Here is a 14,175-nt window from a genome sequence, read left to right on the forward strand (position 1 = left end):
AATCTCACTCTCTCAAATCCAAAACACCTTTGGTGTTGTAAGGTTAAGCCTCACGGATCATTAGTACTGGTTAGCTCAATGCATCGCTGCACTTACACACCCAGCCTATCAACGTCATAGTCTTTAACGTTCCTTCAGGGGGCTTAAAGCCCCAGGGAAGACTCATCTCGAGGCAAGTTTCCCGCTTAGATGCTTTCAGCGGTTATCTCTTCCGAATTTAGCTACCGGGCAATGCCATTGGCATGACAACCCGAACACCAGTGATTCGTCCACTCCGGTCCTCTCGTACTAGGAGCAGCCCCTCTCAATCTTCCAACGCCCACGGCAGATAGGGACCGAACTGTCTCACGACGTTCTAAACCCAGCTCGCGTACCACTTTAAATGGCGAACAGCCATACCCTTGGGACCTACTTCAGCCCCAGGATGTGATGAGCCGACATCGAGGTGCCAAACACCGCCGTCGATATGAACTCTTGGGCGGTATCAGCCTGTTATCCCCGGAGTACCTTTTATCCGTTGAGCGATGGCCCTTCCATTCAGAACCACCGGATCACTAAGACCTACTTTCGTACCTGCTCGAGCCGTCACTCTCGCAGTCAAGCTAGCTTATGCCTTTGCACTAACCTCACGATGTCCGACCGTGATTAGCTAACCTTCGTGCTCCTCCGTTACTCTTTGGGAGGAGACCGCCCCAGTCAAACTACCCACCAGACACTGTCCTCACCCCGGATTACGGGGCCGAGTTAGAACATCAAACATTAAAGGGTGGTATTTCAAGGTTGGCTCCATGCAGACTGGCGTCCACACTTCGTTGCCTCCCACCTATCCTACACATCAAGGCTCAATGTTCAGTGTCAAGCTATAGTAAAGGTTCACGGGGTCTTTCCGTCTTGCCGCGGGTACACTGCATCTTCACAGCGAGTTCAATTTCACTGAGTCTCGGGTGGAGACAGCCTGGCCATCATTACGCCATTCGTGCAGGTCGGAACTTACCCGACAAGGAATTTCGCTACCTTAGGACCGTTATAGTTACGGCCGCCGTTTACTGGGGCTTCGATCAAGAGCTTCGCCTTGCGGCTGACCCCATCAATTAACCTTCCAGCACCGGGCAGGCGTCACACCGTATACGTCCACTTTCGTGTTTGCACAGTGCTGTGTTTTTATTAAACAGTTGCAGCCAGCTGGTATCTGCGACTGGCTTCTGCGCCGAGAGCAAGTCTCTTTACCTAATGCCAGCGTGCCTTCTCCCGAAGTTACGGCACCATTTTGCCTAGTTCCTTCACCCGAGTTCTCTCAAGCGCCTGAGTATTCTCTACCTGACCACCTGTGTCGGTTTGGGGTACGATTTAATGTTACCTGATGCTTAGAGGCTTTTCCTGGAAGCTTGGCATCAACTACTTCACCACCGTAGTGGCTCGTCATCACACCTCAGCGTTGATAAGTAACCGGATTTACCAAGTCGCTCCGCCTACATGCTTAAACCGGGACAACCGTCGCCCGGCTAGCCTAGCCTTCTCCGTCCCCCCTTCGCAGTAACACCAAGTACAGGAATATTAACCTGTTTCCCATCGACTACGCTTTTCAGCCTCGCCTTAGGGGTCGACTCACCCTGCCCCGATTAACGTTGGACAGGAACCCTTGGTCTTCCGGCGTGCGGGTTTTTCACCCGCATTATCGTTACTTATGTCAGCATTCGCACTTCTGATACCTCCAGCAACCCTCACAGGTCACCTTCAACGGCTTACAGAACGCTCCCCTACCCAACAACACCTAAGTGTCGCTGCCGCAGCTTCGGTGCATGGTTTAGCCCCGTTACATCTTCCGCGCAGGCCGACTCGACCAGTGAGCTATTACGCTTTCTTTAAATGATGGCTGCTTCTAAGCCAACATCCTGGCTGTCTATGCCTTCCCACATCGTTTCCCACTTAACCATGACTTTGGGACCTTAGCTGGCGGTCTGGGTTGTTTCCCTCTTCACGACGGACGTTAGCACCCGCCGTGTGTCTCCCGTGATAACATTCTTCGGTATTCGGAGTTTGCATCGGTTTGGTAAGCCGGGGTGGCCCCCTAGCCGAAACAGTGCTCTACCCCCGAAGATGAGTTCACGAGGCGCTACCTAAATAGCTTTCGGGGAGAACCAGCTATCTCCCGGTTTGATTGGCCTTTCACCCCCAGCCACAAGTCATCCGCTAATTTTTCAACATTAGTCGGTTCGGTCCTCCAGTTAGTGTTACCCAACCTTCAACCTGCCCATGGCTAGATCACCGGGTTTCGGGTCTATACCTTGCAACTAGACGCCCAGTTAAGACTCGGTTTCCCTACGGCTCCCCTATTCGGTTAACCTTGCTACAAAATATAAGTCGCTGACCCATTATACAAAAGGTACGCAGTCACACCACGAAGGTGCTCCCACTGCTTGTACGTACACGGTTTCAGGTTCTATTTCACTCCCCTCGCCGGGGTTCTTTTCGCCTTTCCCTCACGGTACTGGTTCACTATCGGTCAGTCAGGAGTATTTAGCCTTGGAGGATGGTCCCCCCATATTCAGACAGGATGTCACGTGTCCCGCCCTACTCATCGAACTCACACCATATGCATTTTTGTGTACGGGACTATCACCCTGTACCGTGCGACTTTCCAGACGCTTCCACTAACACATACGCTGATTCAGGTTCTGGGCTCCTCCCCGTTCGCTCGCCGCTACTGGGGGAATCTCGGTTGATTTCTTTTCCTCGGGGTACTTAGATGTTTCAGTTCCCCCGGTTCGCCTTGCATGGCTATGTATTCACCATGCAATAGTGCAACGAATTGCACTGGGTTTCCCCATTCGGGTATCGTCGGTTGTAACGGTTCATATCACCTTACCGACGCTTATCGCAGATTAGCACGCCCTTCATCGCCTCTGACTGCCTAGGCATCCACCGTGTACGCTTAGTCGCTTAACCTCACAACCCGAAGGTGTCTTTACAGACAACTTGCGTTGTAATTATTTGAGAGACTCTAATACAGGTTAATCCTTATCTCAGTACCTCTACGGAGAGATAAGTTTCAGCTGTATTGTTTCAATTTTCAGCTTGTTCCAGATTGTTAAAGAGCAATATCTTAAACACGACTTGTTAAAGTCATCTTTAAGATATTCAGTTGATAATGTCTTTCACACATTATCGGATTGGCGTCCCCAAGGGGATTCGAACCCCTGTTACAGCCGTGAAAGGGCAGTGTCCTAGGCCTCTAGACGATGGGGACACGAAGTTCCGATTAAACCGAAATCTAACCGTTTCGCGTCAGCATGAGTCGAAACTCACAACATCAACAGGTGCTCTTGCTCGTTTACATTCATCAGACAATCTGTGTGGACACTACGCAATGCGTATCGTTAGGTAAGGAGGTGATCCAACCGCAGGTTCCCCTACGGTTACCTTGTTACGACTTCACCCCAGTCATGAATCACAAAGTGGTAAGCGCCCTCCCGAAGGTTAAGCTACCTACTTCTTTTGCAACCCACTCCCATGGTGTGACGGGCGGTGTGTACAAGGCCCGGGAACGTATTCACCGTAGCATTCTGATCTACGATTACTAGCGATTCCGACTTCATGGAGTCGAGTTGCAGACTCCAATCCGGACTACGACAGACTTTATGTGGTCCGCTTGCTCTCGCGAGTTCGCTTCACTTTGTATCTGCCATTGTAGCACGTGTGTAGCCCTACTCGTAAGGGCCATGATGACTTGACGTCATCCCCACCTTCCTCCGGTTTATCACCGGCAGTCTCCTTTGAGTTCCCACCATAACGTGCTGGCAACAAAGGATAAGGGTTGCGCTCGTTGCGGGACTTAACCCAACATTTCACAACACGAGCTGACGACAGCCATGCAGCACCTGTCTCACGGTTCCCGAAGGCACTAAAGCATCTCTGCTAAATTCCGTGGATGTCAAGAGTAGGTAAGGTTCTTCGCGTTGCATCGAATTAAACCACATGCTCCACCGCTTGTGCGGGCCCCCGTCAATTCATTTGAGTTTTAACCTTGCGGCCGTACTCCCCAGGCGGTCGACTTAACGCGTTAGCTCCGGAAGCCACGCCTCAAGGGCACAACCTCCAAGTCGACATCGTTTACAGCGTGGACTACCAGGGTATCTAATCCTGTTTGCTCCCCACGCTTTCGCACCTGAGCGTCAGTCTTTGTCCAGGGGGCCGCCTTCGCCACCGGTATTCCTCCAGATCTCTACGCATTTCACCGCTACACCTGGAATTCTACCCCCCTCTACAAGACTCTAGCTTGCCAGTTTCAAATGCAGTTCCCACGTTAAGCGCGGGGATTTCACATCTGACTTAACAAACCGCCTGCGTGCGCTTTACGCCCAGTAATTCCGATTAACGCTTGCACCCTCCGTATTACCGCGGCTGCTGGCACGGAGTTAGCCGGTGCTTCTTCTGCGAGTAACGTCAATCACAAAGGTTATTAACCTTTATGCCTTCCTCCTCGCTGAAAGTGCTTTACAACCCGAAGGCCTTCTTCACACACGCGGCATGGCTGCATCAGGCTTGCGCCCATTGTGCAATATTCCCCACTGCTGCCTCCCGTAGGAGTCTGGACCGTGTCTCAGTTCCAGTGTGGCTGGTCATCCTCTCAGACCAGCTAGGGATCGTCGCCTAGGTGAGCCATTACCCCACCTACTAGCTAATCCCATCTGGGCACATCCGATGGCGTGAGGCCCGAAGGTCCCCCACTTTGGTCCGTAGACGTTATGCGGTATTAGCTACCGTTTCCAGTAGTTATCCCCCTCCATCAGGCAGTTTCCCAGACATTACTCACCCGTCCGCCGCTCGTCACCCAGAGAGCAAGCTCTCTTGTGTTACCGCTCGACTTGCATGTGTTAGGCCTGCCGCCAGCGTTCAATCTGAGCCATGATCAAACTCTTCAATTTAAGATTTGTTTGATTTGCTATGAGTTAACATAGCGATGCTCAAAGATTACTTTCTGCAAATATGCATTCGAACCGAAGTTCAAATGTGTACTGCTTTGGTCACTCTTCAAGACTTTGATATTTCTTCTGCCTGCCGAAACAGGCTTCGATATCGTCTTGCGAGTGCCCACACAGATTGTCTGATAAATTGTTAAAGAGCAGTGCGTTAGCAACACTTGGTTGGTAACGCGAGGTGCGCATATTACGCTTTCCTCATTCAGAGTCAACATTTAATTTTGTTGAATTTCTCTGTTCTCTTTGCCGGTCACTTAACTACTTGATTCGTTGTGTGCCGTCTCGATGGATGCGCATTATAGGGAGTTCTCAGCCGCCCGCAACCGCTAATTTCAATAAAAATGACTGTTTGCTGCATTCCACAGCAAAACCCCTCCTTATACCCTGTTGTGCACAAACTTATCCACAGATTGAAACTGTTCTCAAAATTGACGAGCATCACGCAATCGTTTTCGCTACAATTCCCCGCGTCGAAAAAGAGTGACCTCGCGTGCAAAATATCGATGAGATGAAGTGGTTTTTATAAAATGAGGCAATACAGCCCGCGATAAAGCGTATTTTGATGCTGTCGAGGGGGCCGTCTCACATAAAAGTTGCCACTGGCTGGCATTTCTCGCTATTGGGATGTTATCTGAATCTGTTTTTCTCTTTATATAGATAGAAGAGATTCACGTAACGCTCTATTGATTGATTGCGAAGAACAACTGCGACTCCAAAGCCAAGGGATAAAACCATGCAACAACGCCGCCCAATCCGCCGCGCTCTGCTCAGTGTATCTGACAAAGCCGGCATCATCGAATTCGCCACTGCACTTTCACAACGTGGTATCGAGTTACTTTCCACCGGCGGGACTGCCCGCCTGCTGGCTGATGCAGGTCTGCCTGTCACCGAAGTGTCTGACTACACCGGCTTCCCGGAAATGATGGACGGGCGCGTTAAGACTTTGCATCCCAAAGTACATGGCGGCATTTTAGGCCGTCGCGGCCAGGATGACGGAATCATGGCTCAACATGATATTCAGCCAATTGATATTGTAGCCGTAAATTTATATCCATTCGCCCAAACCGTGGCCCACCCGGATTGCTCATTGGAAGACGCCGTTGAGAATATCGATATCGGTGGCCCAACCATGGTGCGCTCTGCGGCCAAGAATCATAAAGATGTCGCCATTGTCGTTAAGAGTAGCGACTATCCAGCAATTATTGCCGAGCTGGACGAGAATGACGGTTCATTGACATACCCAACCCGTTTCAACCTGGCTATCAAAGCTTTCGAACACACCGCCGCTTACGACAGCATGATTGCCAACTACTTCGGCGCATTGGTACCACCTTATCATGGTGATACCGAACAGCCATCTGGCCGCTTCCCTCGCACCCTGAATTTTAACTATATAAAGAAACAAGATATGCGTTACGGTGAGAATAGCCACCAGCAAGCCGCCTTCTATATAGAAGAAGATGTGAAAGAAGCATCAGTAGCTACCGCACAGCAATTACAAGGCAAGGCCCTCTCTTATAACAATATTGCTGATACCGATGCCGCACTTGAATGTGTGAAAGAATTTAGCGAACCTGCTTGTGTGATAGTTAAACATGCCAACCCATGTGGCGTGGCGATTGCTGACTCTCTGCTGGCCGCCTATGACAAAGCCTATAAAACTGACCCAACGTCAGCTTTCGGCGGCATTATCGCGTTTAACCGTGAGTTGGATGCCGAAACCGCCAGCGCCATTATCAGCCGTCAATTTGTCGAAGTGATTATTGCCCCATCTGTCAGTACTGAAGCTTTGGCGCTGTTAGCCGCCAAACAGAATGTGCGTGTTCTGACTTGTGGTCAGTGGCAAGGGCGCTCTGCCGGCTTGGATTTCAAACGTGTTAATGGTGGTTTGTTAGTGCAAGACCGCGATTTAGGTATGGTGACTGAGGCGGATTTACGTGTGGTGTCTCAACGCCAGCCGACCGCACAAGAGCTGCGTGATGCGTTGTTCTGCTGGAATGTCGCCAAGTTCGTTAAATCTAATGCCATTGTTTATGCGCGCGACAATATGACTATCGGCATAGGCGCAGGCCAGATGAGCCGCGTTTACTCAGCCAAGATAGCCGGTATCAAAGCGGCAGATGAAGGTTTAGAAGTGGCAGGGTCTGCCATGGCTTCTGATGCTTTCTTCCCATTCCGCGACGGTATTGATGCCGCGGCAGCGGTCGGGATCACCTGTGTCATCCAACCAGGTGGTTCTATTCGTGACGATGAAGTCATTGCTGCGGCTGATGAGCATGGTATCGCCATGATCTTTACCGATATGCGCCATTTCCGCCATTAATTAACCCGCTTAACGGAGTCATCAGATGAATATTTTGATTATTGGCAATGGCGGACGGGAACATGCGCTGGGCTGGAAAGCAGCACAGTCACCTTTAGCCGATAAAATTTATGTTGCACCGGGTAATGCTGGTACGGCCCTGGAACCCACACTAGAAAATGTCGATATCGCCGCCACCGACATTGCTGGTTTACTGGCATTTGCGCAAAGCCACGATATTGGTCTAACTATCGTCGGCCCAGAAGCACCACTCGTCATCGGCGTGGTTGATGCCTTCCGCGCAGCGGGCCTGACTATCTTTGGCCCAACGCAAGCCGCAGCCCAATTGGAAGGTTCTAAAGCTTTCACCAAAGATTTCCTGGCGCGCCATAATATTCCAACCGCGTTTTACCAGAATTTCACCGAGGTGGAGCCCGCTTTAGCTTATGTGCGCAAAATTGGTGCACCAATCGTGATTAAAGCTGATGGACTGGCTGCCGGTAAAGGTGTGATTGTGGCAATGACGCTGGAAGAGGCAGAAACCGCAGTTCATGACATGCTCGCTGGCAATGCATTTGGTAATGCCGGCCATCGTATCGTGGTGGAAGAGTTCCTCGATGGTGAAGAAGCCAGCTTTATTGTGATGGTTGATGGTGAAAACGTGTTACCAATGGCCACCAGCCAGGATCATAAGCGCGTTGGTGATGGTGATACTGGCCCGAATACCGGCGGTATGGGCGCTTACTCTCCGGCACCTGTTGTCACGGATGAAGTCCATCAGCGAGTTATGGATCAGGTTATCTGGCCCACCGTACGTGGTATGGCGGCAGAAGGTAATGTTTATACCGGTTTTCTTTACGCAGGATTGATGATCTCCGCCGATGGGCAACCAAAGGTTATCGAATTCAACTGCCGCTTTGGCGACCCGGAAACCCAACCCATCATGTTACGCATGCGTTCAGATTTGGTTGAGTTGTGTTTAGCAGGCGCACAAGGCAAGTTGAACGAGAAAACTTCTGACTGGGATGAACGCCCGTCACTGGGTGTGGTTCTGGCCGCAGGCGGCTATCCAGCGGATTACCGTCAGGGTGATATCATTCATGGGTTACCACAACATGAAGTGGCTGATGGCAAAGTGTTCCATGCTGGAACCAAGCTAGACAGCAATAATAATGTGGTGACCAGCGGTGGCCGCGTGTTGTGTGTGACGGCGCTCGGGGCAACGGTTGCACAGGCACAGCAACATGCCTATAAGCTCGTAGAGAAGATTCAGTGGGAAGGCGCATTCTGCCGCAAGGACATTGGCTATCGAGCTATTGCCCGTGAAAATCGTGGTTCGTGAAGAATAGTGGTTTGTGAAGAATAGTGGCTCGCGGTAAATAACGCTACCGCTGTATTCTGTGGGCACAGTTTGCTGTGCCCTACTTCTTTCGGCCTTATAGACTACCGGCTTTAGGCTCCCAGCGGCAGAAGTCCTGATTAGCAACCAATAGCAATTGCTGTCCTTCCGATGAATCAAGCCACGCGACACCCAATGGTTCTGCGCTATTTGCGCCCCGTTTACTCAACCATGCTTGCGAATTATCATCAAGACTCAGGCGCAACGTTTTCCCAGCACAGGTTGTCACGATACCCTCTTGCCAGCGCCCCTGAATTAACTGAACGTTACCGGCGCGCAGCGCGCTACTCAGTTCCAGAATCCGCTTAGCTTCCAACTGATAAACGGCAATATTATCAACCGAGAGTTGCTCACGCCGTGTTGCCAGTTGGCGCTGCATAAAGCTGACCTGTCCTTGTTCATCAAAACGTAGCTCGACACTTTGTGGATCATCACCCAGGTCATTACGCCAGATTTCCCGCAATACGCCATGTTGATATTCGTAGAAAGTCACGCGAGTGTTACCCCCGGAGTAGGGGCTATAAACGCTCATCAGCACTTGTGGTTGCTGTTGTGCATTATCCTGACGCCATAAACGCACTACACCGCTGTCGGCGATATAACCGCTGGCACTGAATTGAGGGGAGCCTGACTGACTGCTACAGGCGCTGAGACCAAAGGCTAGACCGAGGGTCATCAGCACCCGCTGCATAAACAAAAGGGGCTTTGCCACCCCCCCGTTTATTATTTTCACTGACACACTATTAAGATTTAACAGCGTCTTTCAATGCCTTACCAGAAACAAACGCTGGCATATTAGCTGCAGCAATTTTGATTTCTTTACCGGTTTGTGGGTTGCGGCCAGTGCGCTCATTGCGATGGTTTACTTTGAAGGTACCAAAACCAACCAATTGTACTGCATCACCCTCTTTCAGAGATTCGGTAATTGCAGCCAGTGTGGATTCCAAAGCCGCTTTTGCTTGAGCTTTAGAAAGGTCCGCTTTGTCCGCGATTACGTCAATCAGTTGAGTCTTATTCATAAGTTATCCTTACAGTGTGTTTATCGTTTGCAAAGCATCGAGTGCGACGGATATGCCGATTGACAGCACTCTCCTGCATACACGCACCGATAGCCACTTTTTTTCGCCCCCCAAATGTAGAACAGACAGGGGGCAGATGTGAAGCCTTAAGACGTGACAAATCAGGCGTTAAATCACGTTTTCTTGTCTTATTGCGTTAAATTTATACCAATGTTGCTAACAGCCGCTTCCCGGAGGTCAGAACGTAACCCTTTAATCAGATCCAAATCGCGCTCTTCGCAGTCGGCTAACAGGCGAAAAATCTCCCATTGGATATCCCACTCTTCTTCAATCGCGGGTAAGATTTTCAGCTCGTCATCGGTCATTTCTTTGCCAGCCAATGTCATTTCTAACATCGCAACGGTACGAATTGATGTTTCGCTGATAGCGATAGCATGTTCTAAAGTTTCACCACTCAAACGTGAATGAATAGCTTCACTTAAAGCAATACAGGCATCGATAGCAGGGTAAACACCGTAGATAGCATAGTCATCAGCGGAAGGAATTGCCTCTTCCAGCTTCTCTAATTGGCTATCAAAATTCACTTTAGCGTCTTTTACCACCAATGTTTCCCAGATAAGATCCAGAATACGTCGGTAAACGGCCGGATCACCAAACTCGGTTTCCAGGCAAAATTGCTGATAGTTGGGATACATCCGCTCGCACAAACAAGCCATGAAAGTCAGGTGTTGCCAACTTTCCAGCTTTTCGAGACGTAGATGAATCGGATTACGTATCATGATGAGTTCTCATTATTCATTATCTGCGCGGCAGTGTACCCGAAATTAAATCATATCCCTATGCTTGCCAAGCAAATCAGGACTTTTCCACACCCAACGCTGAAATTGCGGGCGGTTTGAGGCGATAGCATCGGCCCAACGTGTTGGTTCCGGCAAACGGTAACCCGCCATGCAATGTTGAACCCACTCTAATGCGCTGCCAACACTCATCCGGTGACCGGGTGAAATAAATAGCGGATTGCAACGGTTTTTGCTGCGCCATACCCAACCTAGCTGCTCATCGGCATCAACCAAAGGCTGCAATGCGCCGTTATCGTCGCCCAATGGCTCAAAATGCCCGCACAAACGGCTTTTGGCAACACCAATGGTCGGGACATTAACCAGCAAACCAAAATGGCTGGCAACCCCTAAGCGGCGAGGATGCGCTATCCCCTGCCCATCAACTAAAACCAGTTGAGGGCGTTGCTGTATCTGCGCCCAAGCGGCTAATAATGCAGGATACTCACGGAAGGAGAGTAAACCGGGGATATACGGGAGTGAAGTTGCCACGCGGGCAACCTGATATTCCACCAATTCGAGCGAAGGGTAACGTAAAACGGCAATAGTAGCTCGGGTCACTTGCCCCTGCTGCTCAAAACCAACATCTGCCCCCGCGATAAAGCGCACTGACTCACTTGCGATATCATCTTGGAGGCTAATTTCAGATGCGCGTTGAAGCTGTTCTGCCCGTAACGCTTTGGTGTCTACCATCTGCTACCCTGTCTATAGATTGATTATTTTTGGTGATAAGGCTTTGATAATGCATGGACTGCCTTAACAAAAGCACCCGCATGTTCTGGTGGGACATCCTGATGGATACCGTGACCCAGATTAAATACATGCCCTTCACCCTGACCAAAACCGGCCAGAATTGTGCTCACTTCTTCCTCGATACGCGCAGCAGGCGCATAAAGAACGGAAGGGTCCATATTGCCTTGTAGAGCAACTTTATCGCCTACTCGGCGGCGTGCATCGGCAATATCCGTAGTCCAATCCAGTCCCAAAGCATCACAACCGGTGGCGGCCATCGCTTCTAACCATTGTCCTCCGCCTTTGGTGAACAAGGTCACCGGTACCCGACGTCCATCGTTTTCGCGAATCAAACCATCAACGATTTTATGCATGTAACTCAAGGAGAATTCTGCATAATCACGCCCGGTCAATACCCCGCCCCATGTATCAAAGATCATCACAGATTGTGCGCCAGCTTTGATTTGAGCATTGAGATACAAAATGACACTGTCAGCCAATTTATCCAGCAACAGATGCAAAGTCTGCGGCTCGGCATACATCATTTTTTTCAGTTTGGTGAAGGCCTTACTACTGCCACCTTCAACCATATAAGTCGCCAATGTCCACGGGCTGCCGGAAAAGCCAATTAATGGCACCGCACCGGCCAGCTCACGGCGGATAGTTCTCACCGCGTTCATGACATAACCTAATTCCTGCTCTGGATCGGGAATAGGGAGCTTTTCAACATCTGCACGACAGGTAATCGGAGATTGAAAACGTGGACCTTCGCCGGTTTCAAAGTACAACCCCAGCCCCATTGCATCGGGAATAGTCAGAATGTCGGAAAACAGAATCGCCGCATCCAGCGGATAACGACGCAATGGTTGCATCGTTACTTCACAGGCCAATTCAGCATTTTTGCACAGCGACATAAAATCCCCGGCAATAGCGCGGGTGGCTTTATATTCTGGCAAATAGCGGCCGGCCTGGCGCATCATCCACACCGGAGTGACATCTACCGGCTGGCGTAGCAAAGCACGCAGATAGCGATCGTTTTTCAACTCATTCATGATAAGGCTCCCTTAATTATCCGCACGCATTGTAGCATGCCAGATAATACTTTCCTGTAGCAGCTAAAAGCGGCTTTTCGCTATTCTCTGTCGTCGAACTGCTCCTCGCGGCATAATACGACGGTATCTTCAATCAAGCGACGTGCCACGGTGCCTGGTGGTGGCAACAAGGGTAATTGATCATAGCGATACCAACCGGCATTCAGCAGCTCTTTAGGATCGTGTCGCAGCTCACCGCTGTCATACTCCGCCATAAATGCCATCATCAGTGAGTGCGGAAATGGCCACGGCTGCGATGTCACGTAACGTAGGTTTTTAATGTGGATATTACTTTCTTCCAGCACTTCGCGGGATACCGCCTGTTCCAACGTCTCCCCCACTTCGACAAACCCGGCTAACACCGTGTTAATACCACCACGATGGCGAACATGTTGTGCCAATAAAATCTCATCACCGCGGCGAATGGCAACAATCACGCACGGGGCAATTTGTGGGTAATAGCGTTCACGGCAGTGATTGCACAGACAAGCCCACTCGGTGCGGCTGGCATGCATTTGATGACCACAATAGCCACAATAGCGGTGAGAGCGGTAAAACTCGGCTAATTGCACGCCACGACCCGCCAATTGGAACAAACCGCGATCGACATCCAGTAATTGCCGCACTGACCCCATATCCGTAGACATCATCTGGCGAATAAGCCAAACCGCCTGCCCTTGCCATTCACCAATCTGCCTTGCGGTCGCGCCCTGTAATGACCAATTGGCCGCGTTACCTTGTGGTAACTCCCCTTTTGGTAACCATAATTTGTTTTCATGGCTGACAATCCACCAGCCACTTTCTTTACCTGTAAGTTGTAGTTCCATATCGTTGTTGCACAACCTCGACTTCACTGGCAATCTAGAATCCGGCTTGTTACATTTTTGTAACCCATTATTACTTCACGGAGTCGATCTCATGCTTAACCGACTAGAAAGCCTGACTCAACGCGTTGGCGGCAGTAATGAATTAATTGATCAATGGCTTCATGCACGTAAAGAACTTTTAGTCTCGTATTGCACAGTGATCGGTATTAAGCCACAAAAAGGAAAGCATACCCCGCTTAATGAAAAAGCGCTGGAGAACTTTTGCCATAATCTGGTGGATTACCTCTCCTCCGGACACTTCCATATCTACGATAGAATTATCAAACAAGTAGAAGGTGCGTCTAGCCCGAAAATGGCTCTGACGACCAAAGTTTATCCCGCTTTAAAAAATAACACTCAAACTATCATGGCATTCCATGATCGTTATACAAACATTGAGATAGACGACGATAGCTGCACCGAGTTTCAACAAGCTTTATCCGATATCGGGGAAGCGCTTGATGCTCGTTTTCGGCTGGAAGATCAACTTATTCAATGGGCTGCAGAGTCATGGCAAGCCGCTCAGTCAGTGGATCAAGCAGGGCAAGTAAAATAGTCCACTGATCAGCGCAGGTTTGTAGTTTTCATTCAACCTCAATACCCAAAGTGATTGAGATTGCAGGTAGGCAGCAAGTGAATGAATTCCGATGAGCTTACACAGGTAAGTGATTCGGGTGAATGAACATAGCTAACACCGCTGCAATTTCAAGTAAGAAGGGTATATACTGAGGTTTCTTGTCGGAGTGCCTAGCATCTGTTTTCTTCAGAAAGCAAATGCAGGCTGAGACCGTTAATTCGGGATCCGCGGAACCTGATCGGGTTAATACCCGCGAAGGGAACAAGAGTAATTTATCGCTACAGGCCCGGTATTCCCCTTACAGGTGGCTGCCGGTCACTGGCCAACATCGTTACTCCCGCCAAGCTCCAGACAAGCAATTTTCCCTATAAACC

Annotated in this window: 9 protein-coding genes, 1 tRNA gene, 2 rRNA genes and 1 riboswitch; of the genes, 3 read left to right on the top strand and 9 right to left on the bottom strand. The window is 50.0% G+C overall.

Annotation, left to right across the window (positions count from 1 at the left end):
- Positions 1-39: 39 nt before the first annotated feature.
- The 3 genes from ACF3VQ_RS19460 to ACF3VQ_RS19470 all read right to left on the bottom strand — a co-directional run bounded on the left by ACF3VQ_RS19460 (position 40) and on the right by ACF3VQ_RS19470 (position 4,925).
- Positions 40-2,946: ribosomal RNA gene (locus tag ACF3VQ_RS19460) — 23S ribosomal RNA — on the bottom strand.
- 225 nt (positions 2,947-3,171) lie between these two features.
- Positions 3,172-3,247: transfer RNA gene (locus tag ACF3VQ_RS19465), tRNA-Glu, on the bottom strand.
- Positions 3,248-3,382: 135 nt separating this feature from the next.
- A 16S ribosomal RNA gene (locus ACF3VQ_RS19470) occupies positions 3,383-4,925 on the bottom strand.
- Together the 16S and 23S rRNA genes with 1 tRNA gene alongside form the textbook arrangement of a ribosomal RNA operon.
- Before the next feature lie 787 nt (positions 4,926-5,712).
- Between ACF3VQ_RS19470 and purH the strand changes: the two genes are divergently transcribed.
- Together purH and purD are read left to right on the top strand one after the other, a co-directional pair.
- Entirely contained in the window at positions 5,713-7,302 is a 1,590-nt protein-coding gene (gene purH, locus ACF3VQ_RS19475) for a bifunctional phosphoribosylaminoimidazolecarboxamide formyltransferase/IMP cyclohydrolase (RefSeq protein WP_392432614.1), read from the top strand.
- A gap of 25 nt (positions 7,303-7,327) precedes the next feature.
- Positions 7,328-8,623: a phosphoribosylamine--glycine ligase gene (gene purD / locus ACF3VQ_RS19480; protein ID WP_392432615.1), complete on the top strand. Its 1,296-nt coding sequence runs from the start codon at positions 7,328-7,330 to the stop codon at positions 8,621-8,623.
- 94 nt (positions 8,624-8,717) lie between these two features.
- On the opposite strand, the gene ACF3VQ_RS19485 is transcribed toward purD, so the two are convergent.
- The 6 genes from ACF3VQ_RS19485 to nudC form a co-directional block, all read right to left on the bottom strand.
- Positions 8,718-9,371: a DUF1481 domain-containing protein gene (locus tag ACF3VQ_RS19485; protein WP_392435721.1), complete on the bottom strand. Its 654-nt coding sequence runs from the start codon at positions 9,369-9,371 to the stop codon at positions 8,718-8,720.
- 52 nt (positions 9,372-9,423) lie between these two features.
- Complete coding sequence (hupA, locus tag ACF3VQ_RS19490) at positions 9,424-9,699, bottom strand: nucleoid-associated protein HU-alpha (protein ID WP_392432616.1); 276 nt, start codon at positions 9,697-9,699, stop codon at positions 9,424-9,426.
- Between the two features lie 188 nt (positions 9,700-9,887).
- Complete coding sequence (locus tag ACF3VQ_RS19495) at positions 9,888-10,478, bottom strand: YjaG family protein (RefSeq protein ID WP_392432617.1); 591 nt, start codon at positions 10,476-10,478, stop codon at positions 9,888-9,890.
- Positions 10,479-10,523: 45 nt separating this feature from the next.
- The gene (gene nfi, locus ACF3VQ_RS19500) at positions 10,524-11,228 is read right to left on the bottom strand and encodes a deoxyribonuclease V (RefSeq protein ID WP_392432618.1); all 705 of its coding nucleotides are present in this window, start codon (positions 11,226-11,228) and stop codon (positions 10,524-10,526) included.
- Between the two features lie 23 nt (positions 11,229-11,251).
- Positions 11,252-12,319 (bottom strand): uroporphyrinogen decarboxylase, encoded by a 1,068-nt coding sequence (gene hemE / locus ACF3VQ_RS19505; RefSeq protein ID WP_392432619.1) that lies wholly within the window; start codon positions 12,317-12,319, stop codon positions 11,252-11,254.
- A gap of 80 nt (positions 12,320-12,399) precedes the next feature.
- On the bottom strand, positions 12,400-13,185 hold the full coding sequence (gene nudC / locus ACF3VQ_RS19510; RefSeq protein WP_392432620.1) for an NAD(+) diphosphatase: 786 nt from the start codon (positions 13,183-13,185) through the stop codon (positions 12,400-12,402).
- A 91-nt stretch (positions 13,186-13,276) separates the two neighbouring features.
- On the opposite strand from nudC, the gene ACF3VQ_RS19515 reads away from it, so the two are divergent.
- A complete protein-coding gene (locus ACF3VQ_RS19515; RefSeq protein ID WP_019080245.1) occupies positions 13,277-13,780 on the top strand; it encodes an Rsd/AlgQ family anti-sigma factor in 504 nt (167 codons plus the stop codon).
- A 173-nt stretch (positions 13,781-13,953) separates the two neighbouring features.
- A riboswitch (TPP riboswitch) is annotated at positions 13,954-14,079 on the top strand.
- The last annotated feature ends 96 nt before the right edge of the window (positions 14,080-14,175 follow it).

Origin of the sequence: Yersinia fenwicki, from assembly GCF_043099325.1 — a bacterium.
Lineage (GTDB): Bacteria > Pseudomonadota > Gammaproteobacteria > Enterobacterales > Enterobacteriaceae > Yersinia.